The organism is Thermodesulfovibrionia bacterium (assembly GCA_030646035.1).
Classification (GTDB): domain Bacteria; phylum Nitrospirota; class Thermodesulfovibrionia; order UBA6902; family UBA6902; genus JACQZG01.
Genome location: JAUSMY010000030.1, coordinates 117,271 through 140,110, shown reverse-complemented (window position 1 = coordinate 140,110; position 22,840 = coordinate 117,271). Strand labels below are relative to the sequence as shown.

General features: G+C 44.5%; 24 protein-coding genes. 15 read left to right on the top strand and 9 right to left on the bottom strand.

Annotation, left to right across the window (positions count from 1 at the left end):
• Window positions 1–36: 36 nt before the first annotated feature.
• The 9 genes from Q7U10_04360 to lptC form a co-directional block, all read right to left on the bottom strand.
• Entirely contained in the window at window positions 37–504 is a 468-nt protein-coding gene (locus Q7U10_04360; protein MDO8281844.1) for a cyclic nucleotide-binding domain-containing protein, read from the bottom strand.
• Window positions 505–618: 114 nt separating this feature from the next.
• A complete protein-coding gene (locus Q7U10_04355) occupies window positions 619–1,086 on the bottom strand; it encodes a Crp/Fnr family transcriptional regulator (GenBank protein ID MDO8281843.1) in 468 nt (155 codons plus the stop codon).
• Between the two features lie 25 nt (window positions 1,087–1,111).
• Window positions 1,112–1,453, bottom strand: coding sequence for a PilZ domain-containing protein (locus tag Q7U10_04350; protein ID MDO8281842.1), 342 nt, complete (start codon window positions 1,451–1,453; stop codon window positions 1,112–1,114).
• A gap of 167 nt (window positions 1,454–1,620) precedes the next feature.
• On the bottom strand, window positions 1,621–2,490 hold the full coding sequence (gene rapZ, locus Q7U10_04345) for an RNase adapter RapZ (protein MDO8281841.1): 870 nt from the start codon (window positions 2,488–2,490) through the stop codon (window positions 1,621–1,623).
• Window positions 2,490–3,002 carry a ribosome-associated translation inhibitor RaiA gene (gene raiA / locus Q7U10_04340; GenBank protein MDO8281840.1) on the bottom strand — a complete coding sequence of 171 codons (513 nt, stop codon included), beginning with the start codon at window positions 3,000–3,002 and terminating at the stop codon, window positions 2,490–2,492. The genes rapZ and raiA overlap by 1 nt, the downstream gene beginning before the upstream one ends.
• Window positions 3,003–3,072: 70 nt before the next feature.
• Entirely contained in the window at window positions 3,073–4,518 is a 1,446-nt protein-coding gene (gene rpoN / locus Q7U10_04335) for an RNA polymerase factor sigma-54 (GenBank protein MDO8281839.1), read from the bottom strand.
• Complete coding sequence (lptB, locus tag Q7U10_04330) at window positions 4,518–5,234, bottom strand: LPS export ABC transporter ATP-binding protein (GenBank protein ID MDO8281838.1); 717 nt, start codon at window positions 5,232–5,234, stop codon at window positions 4,518–4,520. The genes rpoN and lptB overlap by 1 nt, the downstream gene beginning before the upstream one ends.
• A gap of 7 nt (window positions 5,235–5,241) precedes the next feature.
• Window positions 5,242–5,712: a lipopolysaccharide transport periplasmic protein LptA gene (gene lptA / locus Q7U10_04325; GenBank protein MDO8281837.1), complete on the bottom strand. Its 471-nt coding sequence runs from the start codon at window positions 5,710–5,712 to the stop codon at window positions 5,242–5,244.
• Complete coding sequence (gene lptC, locus Q7U10_04320) at window positions 5,687–6,202, bottom strand: LPS export ABC transporter periplasmic protein LptC (GenBank protein MDO8281836.1); 516 nt, start codon at window positions 6,200–6,202, stop codon at window positions 5,687–5,689. Before lptC ends, lptA begins: the two co-directional genes overlap by 26 nt.
• Before the next feature lie 239 nt (window positions 6,203–6,441).
• Between lptC and rsxC the strand changes: the two genes are divergently transcribed.
• From rsxC to Q7U10_04245, 15 genes are all read left to right on the top strand, one after another.
• A complete protein-coding gene (gene rsxC / locus Q7U10_04315) occupies window positions 6,442–7,758 on the top strand; it encodes an electron transport complex subunit RsxC (protein ID MDO8281835.1) in 1,317 nt (438 codons plus the stop codon).
• Window positions 7,759–7,797: 39 nt separating this feature from the next.
• Entirely contained in the window at window positions 7,798–8,823 is a 1,026-nt protein-coding gene (locus tag Q7U10_04310; protein MDO8281834.1) for an RnfABCDGE type electron transport complex subunit D, read from the top strand.
• The gene (locus Q7U10_04305) at window positions 8,820–9,479 is read left to right on the top strand and encodes an FMN-binding protein (protein ID MDO8281833.1); all 660 of its coding nucleotides are present in this window, start codon (window positions 8,820–8,822) and stop codon (window positions 9,477–9,479) included. Before Q7U10_04310 ends, Q7U10_04305 begins: the two co-directional genes overlap by 4 nt.
• Window positions 9,476–10,105 (top strand): electron transport complex subunit RsxE, encoded by a 630-nt coding sequence (rsxE, locus tag Q7U10_04300; protein ID MDO8281832.1) that lies wholly within the window; start codon window positions 9,476–9,478, stop codon window positions 10,103–10,105. Before Q7U10_04305 ends, rsxE begins: the two co-directional genes overlap by 4 nt.
• Window positions 10,106–10,125: 20 nt before the next feature.
• A complete protein-coding gene (locus Q7U10_04295) occupies window positions 10,126–10,713 on the top strand; it encodes an Rnf-Nqr domain containing protein (protein MDO8281831.1) in 588 nt (195 codons plus the stop codon).
• Between the two features lie 26 nt (window positions 10,714–10,739).
• Window positions 10,740–11,981, top strand: a complete 1,242-nt coding sequence (locus Q7U10_04290; protein MDO8281830.1) for a Fe-S cluster domain-containing protein — start codon at window positions 10,740–10,742, stop codon at window positions 11,979–11,981.
• Window positions 11,982–12,119: 138 nt separating this feature from the next.
• Entirely contained in the window at window positions 12,120–13,700 is a 1,581-nt protein-coding gene (locus Q7U10_04285) for an HD domain-containing protein (GenBank protein ID MDO8281829.1), read from the top strand.
• Between the two features lie 89 nt (window positions 13,701–13,789).
• Entirely contained in the window at window positions 13,790–15,046 is a 1,257-nt protein-coding gene (locus tag Q7U10_04280; GenBank protein MDO8281828.1) for a glutamate-5-semialdehyde dehydrogenase, read from the top strand.
• A gap of 64 nt (window positions 15,047–15,110) precedes the next feature.
• Complete coding sequence (gene arsN2, locus Q7U10_04275; protein ID MDO8281827.1) at window positions 15,111–15,872, top strand: arsenic resistance N-acetyltransferase ArsN2; 762 nt, start codon at window positions 15,111–15,113, stop codon at window positions 15,870–15,872.
• A gap of 16 nt (window positions 15,873–15,888) precedes the next feature.
• Window positions 15,889–16,269, top strand: coding sequence for a hypothetical protein (locus tag Q7U10_04270; protein MDO8281826.1), 381 nt, complete (start codon window positions 15,889–15,891; stop codon window positions 16,267–16,269).
• Window positions 16,270–16,288: 19 nt separating this feature from the next.
• Complete coding sequence (gene nadD / locus Q7U10_04265) at window positions 16,289–16,951, top strand: nicotinate-nucleotide adenylyltransferase (protein ID MDO8281825.1); 663 nt, start codon at window positions 16,289–16,291, stop codon at window positions 16,949–16,951.
• 58 nt (window positions 16,952–17,009) lie between these two features.
• The gene (gene rsfS / locus Q7U10_04260; protein MDO8281824.1) at window positions 17,010–17,384 is read left to right on the top strand and encodes a ribosome silencing factor; all 375 of its coding nucleotides are present in this window, start codon (window positions 17,010–17,012) and stop codon (window positions 17,382–17,384) included.
• A gap of 19 nt (window positions 17,385–17,403) precedes the next feature.
• Window positions 17,404–18,720, top strand: coding sequence for a tetratricopeptide repeat protein (locus Q7U10_04255; protein MDO8281823.1), 1,317 nt, complete (start codon window positions 17,404–17,406; stop codon window positions 18,718–18,720).
• A complete protein-coding gene (locus Q7U10_04250; GenBank protein ID MDO8281822.1) occupies window positions 18,701–19,303 on the top strand; it encodes an RNA ligase partner protein in 603 nt (200 codons plus the stop codon). Before Q7U10_04255 ends, Q7U10_04250 begins: the two co-directional genes overlap by 20 nt.
• 151 nt (window positions 19,304–19,454) lie before the next feature.
• Window positions 19,455–22,835, top strand: a complete 3,381-nt coding sequence (locus Q7U10_04245; GenBank protein ID MDO8281821.1) for a GAF domain-containing protein — start codon at window positions 19,455–19,457, stop codon at window positions 22,833–22,835.
• Window positions 22,836–22,840 lie beyond the last annotated feature (5 nt).

Below are 22,840 nucleotides of genomic sequence, written 5' to 3'. Positions count from 1 at the left end.
TCGGGAATGACAAAGAGGAAGAAAATACGATTTAAATCAGAATACCGATGTCATGCGGTCATATGAACATCTCAGGCGCATTGAGAGTGAAAGGAGCATTCCTTTTAACAGTCTGGCGCCTGATCTCGGATACTTTTCTATCAGTTCATCAAAGTCCTCACGCGTAATAAGAACCAGAGAGACATCTTCTAATGCTACGGCTGTAACAGGCCTGATGCCTCGGTCAAGTATGCATAAGGCGCCGATGGTCGCTCCTTTTTTGTAAATGCCGAATACTATCTCTTTCCCTTTGAACTCCGTCTCCTTCGTCATCTTCACGCTTCCTGAAAGTATAAAGGCGACATAGTCGCAAGGGCTGAACTCTTTCCAGATGATGCTGTTTGCTGCCGCTGACTTAATCTTGAAGTAGCCGGATATCTCTTTAATATCCTCTTCGCTCAAGTAGCGGAATACGTTGATCTCAGCTTTTATTTTCAGGAGCTCTTCATTAGATAAATTCTTCATTATTACCTTACCTCTATTGGCATTAATATTGTAAATGGTATCTATGTTATACGATATGATTAATATCATACTTACGCAAGGTTATGACGGGTGGATAAGATGGGAACGGATTTTTTAAAAAACCGTGACGAGGCGTTCGAAGGAACTTTTAAGACGCTTTGATACGGAGAGAAGGATACCCTTCAGCAGTTTCCCCCATAATGCAGGATTTTCATTCATGAGCTTGTCGAAATTCTCTTTGGTTATTATCATGAGCGAGGTGTCATCAAGTGTTTCAGCAGTAACAGCCCTGCCGCTGTTATCAAGTATGCACAGTGCGCCTATGAAAGACCCTGTGCCGTAGATGCCGAGCACTACAGGGTTGCCCTTTAACTCTGTCTCCTTGGATATCATAACCCTGCCCGATGCTACAAATGCAATGTAGTCACAATCATCTCCCTCTCTCCAGAGAGTCACGCCTTTGGAAACATTTCTGCAATGAAAATAATCCAGCAGAATTTTGAATTCTTCGGCATTAATGGAAATTAACTTGGTGAGCTCTCCCACCAGGTAGGAGCAGTATTCGTTATATTGATTTTGCATGCTTCTCAGCCTTTCAGGAGGTTTTTTATTCTAACACATAAAGGCTGTGAACGAAGTTCAGATATTGCTGCGGCGGGTTATGTATCTCCATTCCCATGTTATATATGATCCCTGCAAGCGGTTCGGGTGTGATACGCAGCCATTTTATAGAGCAGTTCAGGTTGATCTCTTCTTTTGAGGGCAGTTGAAACCTTATTAAAACCCCTGCGCCGGGGATGAATTCGACAACTTCTTCATCAGGAACTGATATCTTGAAGATCCCCACTTCAGAGAAGTTCTCTATTGATCCCCAATATGACTTTTTCTCAAGTACAACCTCAGCATCCAGCCTGTGATTTACGCGTTTTGAACGTCTCTGGTTACTCATACCCAATATATACACGCAAAGTTGGTGCCACTACTATATAAATTGCGAATTATTATATATTGCAATGAGTTATGGCTTTAAGATAAATATAATAAATACCATACGTTGCAGCTTTGTGTAATTTCACACACATTAGGAAACCAGGCAAAACCGAACTGCAATGTTTTTTATGAGAGCGGCAGATCCCTGTGCAATACAGAGACATTCAGCTTCTGTTTCTTGAGGGTCTTTTTAATCTCTTCAGCAATTGCCGGTGAGCGGTGCATGCCTCCTGTGCATCCTATGCCTATCGTAAGGTAGCTCTTGCCCTCTTTTATATATAGCGGGATTATGCTGTCAAGAAGAGGGTAGAGTTTATCGAGGAACTTTATTGTATCTTCTTTTTGAAGAACGAAGTTTTTTACTTTTGCCGATGTACCGGGATATTTTTTAAGTTCTTTTATAAAGAAAGGGTTTGGAAGGAAGCGCACGTCAAATAGAAGATCTGATTCAAGCGGAACGCCGTACTTGTATCCGAAAGAGATCAGGGTGATCGCCATGCTTTTGCTATTTGCCCCGAGGTGGGAACTTATAATAAGTTTTCTGAGCTGGTGCGGTGTTAATTTAGATGTATCTATTATCCTGTCTGCCTCTTTCCTGATGGATGAAAGGAGCTTTTTCTCTTTTTGTGTCGACTTTTTTATATCATTCAGGCCAAGAGGGTGGGGGCGCCTTGTCTCCTTGAACCTGCTCAAGAGCACATCTTCTTTTGCCTCAAGGAAGATCACCTCCATCTTAAACTTCTTTTTAAGGGTCGGGATTATATCCGAGAATGCGGGCAGAAACTTACCGCCTCTGATATCTACTCCGATAGCGACCTTTGAAACAGCCGGAGTTTTGCTGCATAGGTTTACAAAGGTCTTAATGAGAGTAACAGGGAGATTGTCGACACAGAAGAATCCGCTGTCTTCAAGGGCGTTGAGCGCCACTGTCTTTCCGGCGCCCGAAAGCCCTGTCAGCAGTATAGTAGAGAAATGTCCGGTTTTAATGCGTTTCATTATTGTGGTTCTATGTGCCCCAAATTGCCGTCTTTTCTTTTGTGCAGAACATTTATCTGGCCTGAAGATGCATTGGTAAATATGAAGAAATCCCTTTTGAGCATCTCCATCTGCATGGCTGCTTCATCAATGCTCATGGGCTTGGTATCAAAAGACCTGCTTTTGATTATGGCAGGGGCAGGTTCTTCACCGGCAAATATTTCTCCGGGTTTCTCCCTTCCCTTTCTTTTAGATGCGAGTTTTTCTTTATTCTTTTTGACCTGACGCTCTAACTTTTCAACAACCTCATCAATGGAGGAATACATCTCATCGGTTATGCTTTCAGCCTGTATAAAAGAACCGTTGGCTTTTATGAGGACTTCTGCCTTGTGCCGGTACTTCTCAATGCTGAGGGTGACTGTCGTTTCTATAACATCGCTGAAATACTTATTGAACTTCCCTATCTTCTCCTCAGCGTATTTTTTCAGGTTGTCTGTAAGTTCCATATGTTTGGCATGTACTGTAATGTTCATTTGCTCCTCCTCAATTTGATTGAAATTAAAAGCCGGTGATTAAAAATTACATATTATTTCTGATAATTGATCATGCCCATTTTTTGCGTTTGGTATTTGAAGGTATCTTTAGTTCCTCCCTGTATTTGGCTACGGTCCTTCGGGCTATATCAACCCCGTTGTTTTTAAGCAGCTCAGTTATTTTTTTGTCACTGTAAGGTTTTTTAGAATCTTCATCCTCGATGAACTTTCTGATAGTCTCTTTAACATTTGACGAAGGTATGCTGCCGCTTGTCGAAGATATTGCATTGCTGAAGAAAGACTTTAAGCTTACGACCCCCTGAGGGCACTGCATATATTTGCTGGAAGTTACTCGGCTTATCGTGCTTTCATGCATTCCCAGGTCTTCTGCGATGTCTTTCAATTTTAAAGGCTTAAGATGTTTAAATCCCTTTCTAAAAAAATCTTCCTGAAACTTGAGCAGGCTCTCTGTGACCCTGTATATGGTCTTGTTCCTCTGGTCAAGGCTCTTGAGCAGCCAGAGGGCTGACCGAAGCTTCTCCCTGAGGAACTCTTTCTCTTCTTTGCCCAGATTGATTTTGTCAGCCAGGAGCCTCCTGTAAAAAGCTGATATCCTCAGCCTGGGGCTTCCCTCATTGTTCAGGGTTATGATAAATTGGCCGTCTGCTTCTTCAACAAAGACGTCAGGTGTTACATAAGTAGGTTCATCAGAAGAATAATTTCTTCCGGGCCTTGGTTCGAGCCCTTCAATGATCTTCACAGCGGCTAATATATCGTCAAAAGAGGCGTGCAGTTTTGAGGCAAGCTGCTTCAGGTTCTTTCGCTCCAGTTCATTAAAGCCATGACGGAGGATATTCTCAACGAGAGTGCCCTGAAGGTCAAGAGGTTTCAACTGTAGGATCAGGCATTCCTGAAGATTTCTTGCTCCGACACCGGCCGGGTCAAACCCCTGCATACTTGACAGCGCTTTCTCAGCGGTTTGGATGTCGGTTTCAGCGGCCTTTGCTATCTCATCAAGAGAAGCGTCAAGATAACCGTACTCATTAAGGTTGTTTATCATTATCTCGATTATATGGCCTATTGACTCCGGGATATTTGAAAGCCTTAGCTGCCACAGCAGGTGTTCGTAAAGGTCAGGTTTGTGGGTATTGCGCTCAAAAGGGGAAGGCGTATCAATGCCGTCATTGAAATAACCAAGATCCCTGCCGTCGCTCTCTCTCTCTTCAAAGTAGTTATCGGTTGTATATCCGAATATCTTCTCAAGAGGGGACTCGCTTTCTTCAACAGGTTGTTGAATTGCTTCATCATCATGCTTTAATTCAGATGAGGAACTTTTTTCAAAAGTTTCACCATCGGTGATCTCTTCAAGCAGGGGATTGCTCATCAACTCCTGGGTCAGCTCCTGGGATAGTTCCAGAAGAGGAAGCTGAAGCAGCTTTATAGACTGTTGAAGCTGGGGGGTAAGCACCAGCTTCTGGGACATCTTCAGCTGTAGTTTTTGTTCCTGCATAGCCATTATAACCTGAACTCCTCTCCGAGATAGCTTCTCTTTACAAGTTCATTGGCTATCAGTTCTGTCGGGATGCCGTGTGCGATTATCTTCCCGTCACTTATTATGTATGCCCTGTCAGTTATCGAGAGCGTCTCCCTGACATTATGGTCTGTGATGATAAGGCCTATACCTTTGCTTTTCAGCTGCGAGAGTGTCTTCTTCAGATCCATTACCGCAATAGGATCTATCCCGGCAAACGGCTCATCCAGCAGTATAAACAGAGGGTCTATGGCAAGGGCCCTTGCAATCTCCACTCTTCTGCGTTCGCCTCCGGACAGCTGATATCCAAGTCTGTTTGCAAAAGGGGCAAGGTTGAACTCTTCCATTATGCGGTTCAGCTTTTCCTCTTTATCTTTGGCGTCTGTCATCTCAATGACAGCCCTGATATTGTTCTCAACGCTCAGCTTTCTGAAGATTGAGATCTCCTGTGGGAGGTAGCCGATCCCCTTCCTTGATCTTTTGTACATAGGGTAGCTGCTCAGGTCTTCGCCGTCGAGATAGATAGAGCCGCTGTCCGGCTCAATAAGGCCGAGTATCATATAGAATGATGTTGTCTTTCCTGCCCCGTTCGGTCCGAGAAGCCCCACCACCTCTCCGGAATTGATATTCATGCTTATTCCTGAGACAACGGGTTTGCCGCTATAGCTCTTTTTTAGTTCTGTAATATCAAGAGTATGCATATAATTATTATTTCTTGTTTTTTATAAGTACCTTGCTGCCTTCTACAACAGCTCGGTCATCCTTGAGGAAATAGATTATTCTGGTCCCTGTTATGGAGTTATCATTTTCAATGACCTTAGGATTCCCTGTAAAGATTATCTTCTCTTCTTCATCTATGTATTCCGCTTCTTCTGAAAAGATAGCCATCCCGTCTTTTTGGACCTTGATATTTCCAACTGCGTGTATTTTTGCGATCTTGCTGTCTCCATCTCTGTAATAAACTGTCATCTTATCTGAGGAGATCTTAATATCCTGAGATGTTGCAACGACAGAGCCTTCAAATATGGCTGTGTCATTTTTATTGTCAGCGGTCAGCGTATCGGAGGTAATAACTATCGGGGTGTCTCTTTTCAGGGTAGACGCGTGTGAGGCAACTACCGGCATGAAAAATAATGTAATCGCCAGGAATATGTTAACGGTAAAAAGTGCCTTTGACATTCTTAAGTATCCTTATCTTCTCTTTGCTTACGTCAGCCACAAGTCCGGTTCCTTCAATTGTGAAATTATCACTAATAAATTCAACACCATTAGGAGCAGTTATCAGCCCCTCTTCGCTTTCCCATTTGAGCGAATCGGTTTTAAAGACCCCGTCTTTCAGTTTTATCTCTATCTTATCTTCTATAGCAAGGTCTTTCTTGTTTATATTATATATACCTTTCCCGCCGGTAATATATATATCATGCCCGTCATGGATCTTCAGCTCAAGTGAATCAATAATGATATCTTTTTTGTCTTCCGGAAATGTCGCGTTCCTGGCAAAGAGTTCCCATTTGAGTGCATTTCCATTTTTGTGGTTCAGGTGAATTCCACGCATTACAGAAGTATGGTATGAGGGGTTTATAATAATACCTTCTTCATTGCTGCCCAGGAGGATTAAGATCCCAAGGGCTGATATTATTGATAATACAATAAAAAACTTACCCTTCATTCTGCAGCTATTCTATCATAGGGACTATGCCAAGTAAAGAGATTGGCAAGGAAAATGCTTACAAAAACCGAATTATTTTTTAAAATCGCAGCATATTAAATGAATCCTCTTTATATATCAAAAACTATTAATGTTTTTTATTAATTTATAAAATATTTATGAGCACTTTTATTGCTTCTTTCTGTATAATAACCAGGATTTATTCCTCGAAGACATAAATTTTAAGGATTGATTATTAAATGGTTAGAACCGATACATTTAAAAGAGGGGTTCATCCCCATGACTCCAAAGAACTTACTGCTGGCAATCCAACCCAGAATGCCCCTTTACCTAAAAGAGTGGTAATTCCTTTAAGCCAGCATATAGGCGCGCCTGCAAAGGCTGAGGTGAGTATCGGCGATGAGGTCAAAAAGTACCAGCTGATCGGCTCCGCGCCGGGTTTTGTATCCGCTCCTGTTCACGCTTCCATATCAGGCAAAGTCGTTGCAATAAGCGACTTTCTTCACCCTTCAGGCAGAATGGTGCAGTCTGTTGTGATAGAGAGCGATGAGAAAGACGAGGGCATTGCATTAATTGATACCCCGGATTTCATGGCTTTAAGCGCAGATGAGATAAAGGCACTGATAAGGGATGCAGGCATAGTCGGGCTCGGAGGGGCAGCTTTTCCAACCAATGTGAAACTCTCCCCTCCCAAAGAAAAAACAATTGATGTTGTCATCCTTAACGGCGCTGAATGCGAACCCTACCTCACTGCTGACCACAGGCTTATGGTGGAGCAGCCAAAGTCTATTGTTAACGGGCTTAAACTGATAATGAAAGCGGTCGGTGTGACAAACGGATATATAGGAATAGAGAAGAACAAGCCGGACGCAATTGAGGCGATGAAGAAGGCTTCAGAGGGTGAGGCCGGCATAGAGGTCAGGCCTCTTACAGTAAAGTATCCGCAGGGCGCTGAAAAGATGCTGATCAAGGCTATCACCGGCAGAGAGGTTCCAGGGAAAGGCGGCCTTCCAATGGATGTCGGCGCTGTTGTTCAGAATGTCGGCACAGCACTTGCCGTATATGAGGCGGTACGCTTTGGCAAGCCTCTTATTGAGAGGATAGTGACGGTAACAGGCAGAGGTGTTAAGGAGCCGAAGAACCTCATGGTCCGTATAGGCACACTTGTATCAGAGATCATTAAAGACTGCGGCGGTCTTGCTGAGGGCGCTGTGAAGGTTATAAGCGGCGGGCCTATGATGGGCTTTGCCCAGTGGAACCTTGATGTTCCTGTGATTAAAGGAACTTCAGGGATACTTGTTCAGAGTGAAGATGAGTTCATATCAACTGACGAGTACTCCGCCTGCATAAGATGCGGCCGCTGTATAGATGTCTGCCCGATGGGGCTTAATCCTTCAATGATAAGTATTCTTTCCGAGAAGGGCCGTTTTGAAGAGACAAAGGATTACAACCTCTTTGACTGCTTTGAATGCGGGTCATGCGCTTTCGTATGTCCGTCAAAGAGGCCGATGGTTCAGTTCGTCAGGCTTGCCAAATCACAGACCAAACCAGGGTAAATAAGTTTAGAGTTAATAGTTGAAAGTTAAAAGGTAAAAATGGCGGAAGAGAAAAAAGATAAACAATTGATCGTATCGGTCAGCCCTCATGTCAGGGATGAGGAGTCTGTATCAAAGATAATGTGGAGCGTCAACTTTGCGCTCTTCCCGGCTTTGATAGCATCGTTCTACTATTTCGGTCCAAGGGCGATGTTTGTAACCGCTCTATGTATCGGCTCTTCAGTAGGTTTTGAATATATCTACCAGAGGTCTTTAAATAAAAAGATATCTGTGCATGACGGGAGCGCCTTCCTGACCGGGCTTCTCCTTGCGATGAACCTTCCGCCTGACCTTCCTTTTTATATACCAATAGTCGGTTCGTTTGTAGCTATAGTAATTGTAAAGCAGCTCTTCGGCGGGCTTGGATATAATGTCTTTAATCCGGCGCTTATCGGAAGGGCCTTCTTATTGATCACATGGACAAAGGCCATGACTGTATGGAAAGAGCCTACTGCCGCATTTGCTGCTCTTGATGCCAAGACCACTGCGACCCCTCTGGGGATATTAAAGGAAGAAGGCATATCAAAGCTCATTGAGGCGTTCGGAACAAAAAGCGACCTGTACATGAGTCTTTTTACAGGCCACAGGGCAGGATCTCTCGGTGAGACCTCGGTGATATTTCTCCTTATCGGAGCTCTTTATCTTCTTTATAAAAAGTATATAACCTGGCATATACCAGTCTCTTTTATGGCGACAGTCGGCCTGCTTGCCTGGGCGTTTGGCGGCAAAAGCGGATTGTTTTCCGGCGACCCCATTATTCATATGATGAGCGGCGGCCTGGTGCTCGGCGCCTTCTTTATGGCTACAGACTATGTGACATGCCCGACTATAAGGAAAGGCCAGATAATCTTCGGTATAGGCTGCGGGGCACTGACCATGCTCATACGTTTGAAAGGCGGTTATCCTGAGGGCGTAATGTTTGCGATACTGCTTATGAACTGTTTCGCCCCGCTTATCGACAGGGGTGTAAAACCTGACCTCTTCGGGGCGGTCAAGAAGAAGAAAGTCATGGAAGATAAGAAATGAAACCAATAGAGATCATAAAGATAGCCTTTAACCTCGCTGTTGTATATGTCATAGGCGGGTTATTGATAGCGGTTATCTATGCTTATACCTCTCCGGTCAAATTTCAGAAAGAGAAAGAGGAGAAAGAGGCGGCCCTTCAGACGATGATGCCTGAGGCAGATCAGGTTGAGGAATTGGGAATGTGGGAACCGCACCATAAACATTCTGAATACTATGCCGCGAGGAAATGCGGAGAGGTAAAGATAGAGAAGGTAACGGATGAAAAGACCGGCAAGTCCAAGGAAATAAAAAAATGCATAAACGGCACGGATATCGGATATATCGCGGAGAGCTACGGCAAAGGCTATTCCAGTTATATACATGTTTTTGTTTCTCTGGGCAACGATCTTCTTATCAAGAAAGTAAAGATACTCGGGCATAAAGAGACACCCGGACTTGGAGATGAGGTGGAGAAAGATTATTTTCTTGATCAGTTTGTCGGGAAGACCGCAGATGACCTTGTTGTTGTAAAGACAGAGACTGACAAGAATATTCAGGCGATAACAGGAGCTACCATATCAACCCGCGCGGTGGCTGAAGATGCGGTCAAGAATGCGGTTAATATGCTCAAGGAAAAACTGGGTTCAGGAAACAGTACAAGCGAGGTTGAGAAATGAGCCATATTCGTGTAAAGAGCAACTGGGAACTTCTGAAGAACGGCGTATTCGGCGAGAATACCATATTCCGTATGGCTATCAGCCTGTGCCCTGCAATCGCTGTTACAAGCAGCTTAAAGACCGGTTTTGCTCTTGGGGTCTCGGTAGTATTTGTCCAGACGATGGTCAATGTTACAGTGTCTGCAATCAGAAACTTCATACATCCGAAGATACGTATCCCGATATTCATGTTCATTATCGCCGGTTACGTCACTATTATAGATATGACCATGTCCACTTATTTTAGAGATATATATAAAGTGATAGGGCTTTATATTCAGATAATTGTGGCTTTTGCCTCGATCTTTGCGAGGGCTGAGGTCTTTGCCAGCAAGAATAAAATGTCAAAGGCGTTCTTCGACGGATTAGGAAGCGGGCTGGGTTTTCTTGTGGCCATGCTGGTCATTAGTTTCTTCAGGGAGCTTATCGGTAAGGGAACACTCTTTGGGTTCCCGATCGTTGACGGCAAACCGCTGCTCATTATGGTACTGCCCGCAGGCGGCTTTCTCGCGGTCGGTGTTCTCATGGCATTTTTTAACTGGGTTGATATAAGATTTTTCGGGGGCAAAGGCGCCTCCGGCGTATAAGGATTCAGGAGATATAACTTATGGACTTTGGAAAACTTTTTCAGCTGATCATCGCATCATCATTGATCAATAATTTTGTCTTTACCATGTTCCTCGGCCTCTGTATCTTCTTCGGCGTATCAAAGAAGATGGAGACTGCGATAGGCATGAGCATTACGTTTACATGCGTTATGGTGGTCAGCGCCGCATTAAGCTGGCTCATCTTCTTCTATATAATGATCCCTCTTGATATAGCTTTTCTCAAGATCATGATATTCATAGGCGTGGTGGCTTCGTTTGTTCAGTCCGCGGATATAATAATGAAGAAGGTCAGCCCGGCTTTATATTACAAACTCGGTGTTTACCTTGCGTTGATAACTACAAACTGTATCATACTTGCGGTTCCTTTGATGAGCGCTGATCACGGCTACAGCTTTCTTGAGACGATTGCGTTCGGGCTCGGTTCAGGGCTCGGGTTCGGGCTTGCGCTGATCATAATGGCGAGCATACGTGAAAAACTGGAGCTTGCGGATGTGCCGGCTCCTTTCAGAGGCCTGCCTATAGCCTTTGTTCTTGCAGGCCTTATATCGCTTGCGTTCATGGGGTTCTCTGGATTAATTACACTTTAATTTAAAGTTAAGGAAATAATTATTTAATGTTTAAACCAGAAACGAAAAAGATTAAAGGACAAATAAGAAAGAAGAAGCTTATGGCTGCTTCCTGCTTTATCTTCTTGTTCTCTTATCTTCTCATCCTCTTAACCTCTTCGCTCTCTTATGCAGGTGTCGGCGGAGGCGTAGAGGCAAAGGAATTTGTAGATATCGCTTCAGTGCTCAAGTTTTCTGCAATCTTTCTGCTCGGTATCGGAGCCCTGTTCGGGCTTGGACTTGCCTTTGCCGCCAAGAAGTTTGACGTCAAGACCGACCCAAGGGTTGAGGAGATACTTGAGGTTCTTGCGCACGCGCACTGCGGAGCATGCGGTTATCCAGGCTGCCGTCAGTATGCAGAGGCGGTTATTTCAAACCCGGATGTCCCGCCAAACCTCTGCACCCCCGGTGGTGCGCCTTGCGCTAAAGCTGTAGCTGAAATATCCGGCAAGGCTGCTGAGATAACTGAGCCGAAGATCGCAAGGGTTCTCTGTAATGGCGACGCGTCAAAGTCATCCCGCAGGTTCCAATATGAGGGCATAAGAGACTGCAAGGCGGCTGTGCTTGCAAGCGGCGGAGATAAATCGTGTGTATATGGCTGTCTCGGTTATGGAACATGCTTCAGGGCATGTCCTTTCGGCGCAATAAACATGAGCGAAGAGAATCTGCCCATTATAAATCCTGTAAAGTGTACGGCATGCGGAAAATGTGCAAAGGCCTGCCCGAAACAGATCATTTCAATACTGCCTCTTTCAAAAGAGGTGCTGGTCACATGCCGTTCAAAGGACAAGGGCGCTGACACAAAGAGGAACTGCAGGGTCGGCTGTATCGGATGCGGCATGTGCGTAAAGGTATGCCCGTATGACGCGCCTGCAATTACTAATAACCTCTCTGTTATTGATATCGACAAGTGCAAAGTCTGCGGCTTATGCGTAATAAAGTGCCCGACAGACGCAATCGTAGATAACCTGCCTTTCAGGCCGAAAGCGCTTATCAATGAAAAATGCATCGGCTGCGGAATCTGCGCAAAGGTCTGCCCGGTGAATGCCGCTTCAGGCGAGCCGAAGAAACTGCATGTCATTGATCAGGAAAAGTGCATAGGCTGCGGCATCTGCACATCCAAGTGTCCCTCTCTTGCCATCGAAGGGACGATCAACTATGCTGAGATCGCCCTTGCGTTTGAGGCGAAAAAGGCTGCCCGTGAAAAGGCAAAGGCTGAAAAGGTTCAGGCAGAAACCGCCGGAGCATAATAGCCTCTCGCGTTAACACCCCGCAATTCCAGTAAATATTGCCATCAGCTTGAACTCAGATTTATATGTGATAGACTTTAAACGTCAGTTTGAGCTTATCACATATAAATCAAAATTCATTCAGCCGGTGTTATTGAAATGACCAGTAAATTTTTCAGACAGAACAAGGTGTTGATATCAGTGGTTTTGACGCTGTTTCTTGTTGTGAGTTTTGTTGTTTTTGTTACTGCAAAGCAGATATATGATCTTGAGATAACACTTCAGGAGAATACCTCGGCAGCCCGCCTTGAGACCGCTAAAGAAGTGTTGGAGGTATTATTTTCAGGACTGGCCAGCCAGCTCTTATTTGTTAAGGATAGTGCTGTTACAAGAGAATATACTGACAGCGGCTTCACGTCTTCCCTGAAGAAAGATGAGGTGCTGGATACATTTCATGATCTGAAATCGAATTACTCTGACTTGTACCGGATAAGCATCATTGATACTGAAAATCATCAAATTATAAAGGTAGAAAACAATTATGACGTGAACCATGTGGTTAATGATGATGGCGATACTGTTAATATCATGCGCCTTAATAATATTAACTATCCTTCGGATCTGAATGAATGGGATGTATATGTGTCTTCTGTAAAGCTTAATGCTGAACAGAAAAGAGGAGTTGTTAATTATATTCCAATGATTGATCTGGCAACTCCTCTTTTTGATTCCAAAGGCACACGAAAGGGTTTTCTCGTAATGAGCATCTTTCTTTCAAAGATCTTAAGCCGGCTGCCTGAAAATATCTTTCTTAATACTGAAGAGGGCAATATCATCTCTTTTGGGTCTGACGGCACCCTTAAACTCAACAAGTCCAAATTTACATTTATCGGCAGGCAGGGCAAACTCGATATTTCTGAAAAAGAGAGTATACACTACCTTACCGCTGATATACTTTCGATAAGAAAATTATTGCTTGGCAATAAACAGGACCTTTCATTGTTCAGGGCATCTATGCTGGGCCTTGCAATGCCGCCAGCCTCGCTTGTTCTTCTCTTTGTCTCTCTTATAGGCCTTGTTGCATATCTGAATATATCGAGGTATAAAGAACTTATTTCATCTCAGAAGACACTGATACATTCTCTTGCTGACCTAACTGAATGCAGAGATGTCGATACCGGCTGTCATTTAAAAAGGACAACAAAATATGCACTGGCTCTGACGAGGCAGCTGCGGAAGAATAATAAGTACCGTAATGTGATCACTGAAGAATTCATTCAGGATATTGCCGATGCCTCGCCGCTGCATGATATTGGGAAGGTCGGAATAAAGGATGCCATATTGTTAAAACCAGGGAAGCTGACCGATGAAGAATATGAGCAGATGAAAAAACATGTTCATATAGGGAAAAGCGTGCTTGACAGGGATATTGATGAGTTTATAACAAAACAGTCATTTCTGATCATGGGCAGAAATATTTGCGCTTACCACCATGAAAAATATAACGGTACCGGTTATATCGGTTTAAAAGGAGATAAGATCCCTTTAGAAGCCAGGATATTCGCTCTGTGTGATGCTTATGACGCGATCAGGGCTTCAAGGCCTTATGAAGGCGAGATACCGCATGAGAAAGCGGTTGAAAGAATAATGACAGACAGGGGCAAACACTTTGACCCTGATATTGTGGATGCCTTTATGCAATGCAGTACCGAGTTTTTTGAAATAAGCAATAGCTGCTGAACACGGTCATCTCTCCGCAGACATAACATTTCTCTTTCCTGTTGTTTATGCTAAAATTTTCAATCGCTATTAATTGATGGAGGACTTTCATGGATATAAAGGCATACGTATTAAAAAAAGCGCTTGAGGCAAAGGAAGGTTCCAGGTCTGCTGCAAAGGCATCTTCTGAATTGAAGAACAAGGCACTGATAAAGATGGCTGATGCCATTCTGAAAAATTCAAAAATGCTTCAGGCTGCGAATAAAAAGGATGTCACAGAAGCAAAAAAGAAGGGCCTTTCAAAGGCTATGATTGACAGGCTCACGCTTACGCAAAAGGGTATAGAAGATATGGCGCAGGGGCTTGTTGAGATAGCGGCACTGCCTGATCCTTCAGGAGAGATTCTCAAGATGCAGACAAGGCCGAACGGAATGATGGTCGGCAAGATGAGGGTCCCCATCGGTGTCATAGCTATCATCTATGAATCAAGGCCCAATGTGACAGCAGATGCTACCGCGCTCTGCCTTAAGGCGGGCAATGCGGTCGTGCTCAGGGGCGGCTCCGAGGCGATCCACTCCAATACAGCTATAGTGAAGATACTCAGAAGCGCGATAAAATCACAGGGCATACATCAGGGTGTTATAACATTCATAGATACGCCTGACAGGCAGGCTGTGATGGAGATGCTCAAGCTTGAGGGGATAATAGATCTTGTCATTCCACGCGGAGGAGAGAGCCTGATAAGGGCTGTTACTGAGAACTCGCGTATCCCGGTGCTCAAACACTACAAGGGAGTCTGCCATGTATTTGTTGACCGTGACGCAGACCTTAAGATGGCTGAAGAGATATGCTTTAACGCCAAGGTGCAGCGTCCCGCTACATGCAACGCCATGGAGACGATGCTTGTGGATGAAAAGATCGCAGGAAAATTCCTCCCTTCTATGATAAAGAGGTTCAAGAAGGCAGGGGTCAAGCTTAAGGGAGATGAGGCCTCAAGAAAATATGATAAAGCTGTTTCACCTGCCGCAGATAATGATTACCATACTGAATATATCGACAAGATAATGAACATAAAGATTGTGAAAGGCATTGATGCCGCAATGGACCATATCGCAAAGTACAGTTCTGCGCATACCGATTCAATAGTCACCGAGGACTATAACAAGGCGATGAGGTTCCTTAAAGAGGTGGACTCATCTTCGGTAATGGTGAATGTCTCAACAAGGTTCAGTGACGGCTTTCAGTACGGCCTCGGAGCTGAGATGGGGATATCAACCGACAAGATACACGCGCGCGGCCCCATGGGGCTTGAGGAGCTTACATGCACGAAGTTCATTGTAATGGGCAATGGGCAGGTAAGGACATAATAGCTTTCTAAATTCCATTTTATTATCCAGTTAGCCTCAAGACGAATTAATAGAAGAATACCCCATGATATTCAGATTTGCGGAACATAAAGATTTACCGAGAGTTAGTGAACTTCTGGCGGCAGTTGATCTTCCATATCAAGATATCGACGGACATATTTCAAATTTCTTGTTAGCGGAAGAAGGTGGTGAGCTTATCGGAGTAGGCGGGATTGAGATAGTAAGTAATACGGCGTTGTTAAGGTCGTTGGCGGTAAAAGAGGCGGCGCGCAACAATGGTATTGGAAAAACATTTGTTGATAAGATCAGGTCTTTCGCCCAACTGAACAATGTGGAAAAGCTGTTTTTGCTTACAACTACAGCAAGCGGGTTTTTTAAAAAGACAGGATTTGAGGAAATAGACAGAACACGAGTGCCATCAGAGATCAAAAACACTGAAGAATTTAAAAGCATATGCCCCTCATCTGCGATATGCATGATGCAGGATATTGGAGGAAGAGTAAAGTTTTGCACAAAAGATATTCTTCGTTTACAAGAAGACGTTCCCGGCGCAAAAATGTGGGGGATATCACTTGAGAAAACGATGTTCACCTATTTCGAGGTGCAGCAGAACAGCGTATTTGATTCTCATAGTCATGAAAGCGAGCAAATAACTATGGTTCTTGAAGGGGTTTTGTATTTTGATGTTGAGGGCAAAGTCTATCCGGTCAAATCAGGGGATGTGATTGCGATACCGTCAAACATAATACATTCGGTATTCACAAGGGAATCCTCTGTGAAAGCGGTAGATGCCTGGTCTCCGATTATGAACAAATATAAAAACTAATCTTAGGTTAGAAAAAATGAACACAAAAGAACAAAAACCGTGGATAGCAATAATTTGGTTCTTTGCCTGGGGCATATTTCAGGCATACGCTGTAGGCGCTGTTATAAATGGCACATGGGTTCGCCCCGAGGCTTTCCCTGAAGAAGCCTACAATACATTGATGTACCCCGATATGTTTTTTATTCCTATTTACTTTCTAACTGCCTATTTATTATTTAAACAAAATCGCCTCGGTAATATGCTTGGATTGATTGCAGGCGGCGCAATGATATATGCGTTAATATATCTACTGGCGCTATCCAAGCTCAAAGGAGCAATAAACCTCTCCTTTGACAGTTTATTTCTAACCATAAACATTTTAGCGGTTTTACAAATTATCAAATTCAATAAAAGTTAAAAGGTAAAATTCACAACTCATGAAGATCGGTATATTCGGCGGCGCGTTCAATCCTGTTCACTATGGCCATCTGAAGACTGCTGAAGAAGTCCTCAGGGTACTATCACTTGATAAGATTATCTTTGTGCCTGCAGGCAGCCCGCCGTTTAATAAACCCGGACTTGCAGAAGCAGGCCATAGGTTTGAGATGGTTAAGGCGGCGATCGCCGGACATCCCGAATTTGAGGCCTCAGATATTGAACTTAGAAGAGAGGGGAAATCTTATACGATCGAGACGGTAGAGAAATTGGCAGTGGAAGGCGTGGCCCTATTTTTAATAATCGGGATAGACGCGTTCAGGGACATGCCGCTGTGGAAAGAGACGGAACGGCTCTTCTCAATGGTCAATGTGGTTGTGATCTCAAGGCCGGGCTATTCATTTGCCGGACTGTCATCATCACCGTATCTGCAACGAGTTTCAAAAAATATACTGGATGAGCTTGACAGGGGTGAAAGAAGAGTATTCGCACTTGCTGCCTCAGGAGAAAAGGAGACCATCCTCTGCAAGGTGGTTGATGTGAATGTCTCTTCATCGCATATCAGAGAGGCGATAAGCAGGGGCATGGATACTGCGAGCCTCTTGCCTGAATCTGTTAAATCCTATATAATTTTGCATAACCTGTATAAAAATAATAATAACTGAAGAGTGAGAACCTGCAAATAATGAGCGGTTTGAGGCGTACTCTTTGTAAGGACATCAATTGAAAAAAAGTAAAACTTCCATAGACAAGATCATTAAAGAAAGGGCTGTTGAGGCGGCAAAGACAGCTTCTGACAAGAAGGCCAAAGATATCATCATACTTCAGCTTTCAGACCTCACCGCATTCGCTGACTATTTTGTTATCTGTTCAGGGGAGAACCCGGTCCAGATAAGGACCATAGCCGAGGCTATAGAGCAGGACTTTAAAACAAATGCCGGCATCAAGCCTATGGGCATAGAGGGGATGGCGAACGGCCAGTGGGTATTGATGGATTACGGTGATATAATAATTCATATATTCAATGAGGAGTCCAGGTCATTCTACGATCTTGAAAAGCTCTGGATGGATGCGCCGAGGATATCTTTCAAAGGTTAATGTTTTTTAGGGAAATAGAATGGGAAAGATAATAATTCTGTTTATTTTGATCTTCATCTCCGCATTAGGCATGTTGGCTTTCTTGAACAGCAGCACTGTCTCAGTGACCGTCTGGCAGGGAACCACCTTTAAAGATATCCCCATTATCGCCGTTATTCTCATGTCAACGGCGATTGGTTTCTTCTCAATGTTTATTGTGACAATTTTTAGGGATGCAAAGCGTTTTATCGATAACTGGCAGGAGCAGCGCAGCCAAAAGGAAGAACAGAAGATAGAGCAGCACTACGCAAAGGGACTGAACGCATTCCATGCCTCAAGGCTTAATGAGGCTGCCGAGCTTCTTAAGCGCATAAATGACGAGGAGCCAAAGCATGCGAACGCCTTTTTGAGGCTTGGAGATGTTTATTTTAAAAAGGGCGACCTTGTCAGCGCCAGGGACTATTATGCCAAAGCCGCTGCCCTGAAGCCGAGGGACATTGAGACCCTGATGTCTCTTGAAAGGGTATTTGAGAAAGAACAGAAATGGCAGGATGCATTGAAATATCTTAACAGGGTGCTGGATATTGACGAAGGCAACCTTATGGCGCTCCGCAAGAAGAGGGATATCTTTGATAAGACCAGAAGGTGGGATGACGTGATAGATGTCCAGGGCAAGATACTCAAGGGCGACCTGTCTGCTGATGAGATAATCAATGAGGAGGATACGCTTCTCGGTTATAGATATGAACTCTGCCGCCAGCAGATCACAGCCGGTAATTCGGATAAAGCGGTAAAGGCACTGAGATCGATCATCAAGGCTGACAAGGATTTTATAGCGGCTCACATCGCTCTCGCAGAGACATGCCTTGAAGAGAATCAGGATGATGATGCCATAGATATACTTATTAACGGCTATCAGACAACATCATCACTTGTATTCCTTGCGAGGCTTGAGGACCTATTTCTCTCCATTGGCGAGCCCGGCAGGATCATAGACTTTTATATGGAGGCTGCTGAAAAGAACGCGGCAGACCCCAGGATACAGTTTCTCCTTGCAAAGCTGTACTACCGCCTTGAGATGATAGATGACGCGCTTCAGACTTTAAACAATATCGATTTCTCTGTTTTTGATTCTCCTGATATACATGTGCTGCTCGGCAATATCTATCAAAGGCGCTCGCAGTACGAACAGGCTGCAGAAGAGTTCAAGAAGGCTCTTAAGGTAGATAAACCGATCGTCATACCTTTCTGCTGTTCAAAGTGTGCATATACCTCCAAAAAATGGGCAGGCAGGTGCCCTGAATGTAAGAGCTGGAACACGCTTGCTTTTGATCTGAATGGCGCCTGTAAAAAATAAAAAAGAGAGACTCGTCCTTGATACAAGCCTCTTTGTGAATCCTGATGTGCGCAATCACTTTGGAAACTCGCCTACCGAGGCTATGGAAAACTTTCTGCGCATGGCAGAGCAGATCCCGTCGCTTGAGTTTTATATGCCGTCATCTATCTTTAACGAACTCCTGAACTTTGTGGACAAGAAGCAGATACCCGGAGCGCTCCTTGCAGTTATTCATCAAAAATCGCCGAGCAAACACGAGCTGACCACCCCGGCATTCTTTCTCTATGAGCTTATCGAAGATATGAGGCAGAGGATAAACAAGGGGCTGAGGGTTGCCGAGATTGCCGTAAAGAGCGCGGGCAAGATGGATGAGCGGGAGATAATACAGACTATGAGGAAGGGCTACAGGGAGGCGCTCAGAGAAGGCATCCTTGACAGCAAAGAAGACGTTGACCTCATACTCCTTGCAAAAGAGCTTGACGCGGTGCTTGTGACTGCTGACCAGGGCGCGATAAAATGGGCTGAGAAGCTCGGCATCAGATGGCTCTTTCCTGAGAAGTTCAAAGAGTATCTTGAGAGTTTTTTAGAGAAGTCAAAAGAATAATTCTCCTTAAGTTTCCAATAGCCCTTTCTCTATATGAGTTGCCTTTTTTGAATTCCCCCCTTTTTATTGTATAGTTATTATATGGCTGTAACATATTCGCCATAATATTCTTTTTTAACTGCCGGATTAGAACGACTTTTATTTGGGGGCAATGCTGAACATAAGATCTCTCACCTCAAAATACATCATCATCGGCTCAATCTTCCTCTTCATAGTGACAGCATTCACTGCTGCGTCATTCTGGTTCACCATACATTTACATAGCGAGGCAAGGAGGATCAATGCCGCAGGTTCGCTGAGATTAAAGATGGTAGAGATAGCCTGGCTCTTTAACAGGGCAGGGCATGAAGAGGGCTTGGAGCGCAGCCGGACAATTGAGATCGTCATCGCAGAAAAGATCGCGGAAATAGAAAAGACGTTCAATGATGTTAAATACGGGGATAAAAGCTCAGGGCTCGCCCCCCTGACTCACCAGCCGTTGGTTCTCCCTTTAGATGATCTTGTCTCTAAATGGCAGTCAGAGGTGAAGCCCATGATCATAGAGACTGCTGACAAGGTGCTGAAAGGGGAGGAGGGCGCTCAGGCAGCATACGATATCAGAAGCAAGAGATGTATTGATACCATTGACTCGTTTGTCAATCGGCTCGTTGAAAATTATGAGTTTGAGTTCAGGCTCTACGGAGACTTGCGGTTTGGCATTATCGGCTTTTCCATTGTGCTATTTATAGTAATGGCTGTTTATGTCAGGAGGAAGTTAGTTGTCCCGATCCTAAGATTAAAAGAAATGGCAGTGGAGATTGAGAAAGGGTTCTATGATGTATCTGCGGCTGTGGATAGTAAAGATGAGCTGGGAGATCTTGCGCAAAGTTTCAATCATATGGCCGGGACACTTGATCTGACCTTTGACCGGAATATAAGACTTATAAATAATCTGAACAGTCTTTATGCCGCATCTAAAGAGGTCATCAGCGCTCAAGACATTGATATTCTTCTTCAGCAAATAGCTGACAGCGCCTGTAAACTGCTGGATGCAGAATATGCTGTGATCGGCATCTTGAACAAAGAGGGGGGATACGAACATTTTGTGCCTTCAGGCATCCCGCCTGATATTTTTGATCGTATGAAGAGAGAGCACGGCCTGCCTGAGGGAAAGGGGCTTCTCGGTTATTTATTGAGAGAGGGTAAACCGGTGCGTATCCCTGATATATCAAAACATCCTGAATCTATAGGATTCCCTCCCGGCCACCCCCCGATGAAGACGTTTCTGGGTGTGCCGGTTGTTCTGCATGATGAGGTTATTGGAAGGCTCTATTGTTCAAATAAATCCGGAGGGACAGAATTTGACAAAGATGATGAATACCTGGCAGTTTCCTTTACTGCTATTGTTTCTCTTGCAATAAATAATGTCCGTATGCTGGAGAAGGTTAAGAAGAGCGATGAGAGGCTGAAGGCTTTTGCCAGCGCCCTTCCTGACATATCATTCATTCTGGACGAGAACGGCCGCTATATAGAAGTGCTTTCACTCCCTGATAAAAAAGCCCTGCTCTATGCGGAGACCGAGAAGCTGAAAGGCAGGCTGCTCCATGAGATATTGCCGAAAGAGAGCGCTGACCTCTTTCTTTCGACTATAAGGAAGACGATTGAAACCAATGAGTCGCAGATACTTGAGTATTCGCTCGATGTCCAGGCAGGGAAGACATGGTTTGAAGGCAGGACATCTCCTCTTATCATGCCGGGTGAATCAAGGATGGTTGTATGGGTATCGCGTGAGATCACAGCCCGGAAGAAGATGGAAGATGCTCTAAGTGAGAGCGAAGCCAGTCTTAAGAGGGCTCAGTCAGTTGCCCATACCGGAAGCTGGTATCTGGACATATTAAAAGACGAACTTTTCTGGTCTGAAGAGACTTACCGCATATTCGGGATACCCATGGAAGCTACCTTGTCCTATAAGTGCTTTCTTGATATTGTTCATCCTGATGACAGGGAATTGCTTGATAAGGCATGGACTGCCGCTCTCAAAGGAAAACTTTACGATATCAGGCACCGAGTATTTGTTGACGGTAATATAAAGTGGGTGAGGGAGATCGCTGAAATAGAGTTCAACAAAGAAGGTATTGCCATAAAAGGGTTAGGAACGGTTCAGGATATAACAGCGCTGAAAGAGGCTGAGGATGAGCTTAATAAAAATTACGAGATTCAGAATGTATTGAATTCACTCCTTCATATTTCATTGGAAGATGCCCCGCTTAATGAACTGCTGGGGAAAGCAATTGATGTGATCCTTTCTGTGCCATTTCTCCCCCTTATGCCCAAAGGCGGTATCTTTATTGTTGAAGATGAGCCTGAGGTGCTGGTGCTTACCGCAAGCAGGGGATTCAGTGCCCCGATACAGGAGATCTGTGCAAGAGTTCCCTTTGGAAGATGTCTCTGCGGCCGGGCAGCGGCAAGCAAGCAGATACAATTTGCTGATTGCCTGGATGAGCGTCATGAAAACAGTTATGACGGGATAGCTCCTCACGGACATTATAATGTCCCGATCCTGTCCATGGGCAAGGTGTTGGGGGTTGTCGTGATTTATTTACAGGAAGGCCACCGGCAGGAAAAAAGTGAGATTGAGTTTTTGCAGGCAGTAGCTGACACACTGGCAGGGATGATAGAAAGGAAGAGATCTGAGGTTCAGCTTAAAGAATACAGTGAGAAGCTTGAGGAGAAGGTAAAAGAGAGAACATCGGAACTTGAATATGCAAAACTTCAGTCTGAAGCCGCGAACAGGGCGAAGTCCGACTTTCTTGCCAACATGTCGCATGAACTTCGTACGCCGCTTAATTCGATCATAGGATTTTCAGAGGTGATGATAGACGGCATTGCCGGCCCTCTGACAGAGCAGCAGAAAGAATTCTCCACTGATATCAAAGACAGCGGCAGGCACCTGCTCAGCCTGATAAATGACATCCTTGACCTGTCAAAGGTAGAGGCAGGCAAGATGGAGCTTGAGCCTTCTGAATTCGACTTAAGGGCATTGATTGAAAGAAGCCTTGTGATGTTCAAGGAAAAAGCGATGAAGCATGCTATAAAGCTGACATCAGAGGTGAATGAGAATATTGGAAACATCACAGCAGATGAAAGAAAGATAAAGCAGATAATATTTAATCTCTTAAGCAATTCAATGAAGTTTACTCCGGACGGGGGAAGCGTGAGCATCTCCACCCGGCGGATAGAAGACACCCCCCTCGATCCCCCCTTGCCAAGGGGGGAAGTTAAGGGGGGTCGGGAGTTAATCGAAATCTCCGTCACAGACACAGGCATAGGCATTGCCCCTGGGGATATGGGAAAGCTCTTTCAGCCGTTTCAGCAGCTTGAGTCATCTTATACAAAGAAATACGCTGGCACAGGGCTTGGATTAAAACTCTGCAAAGATTTTATTGAGCTTCACGGCGGAAAGATATGGGTTGAGAGCGAGGTTGGGAAGGGCTCAAAATTTATCTTTACAATACCGGTGAGACAATGGGAAGTTGAAGAGAGCAAGGGTTAAGGAGG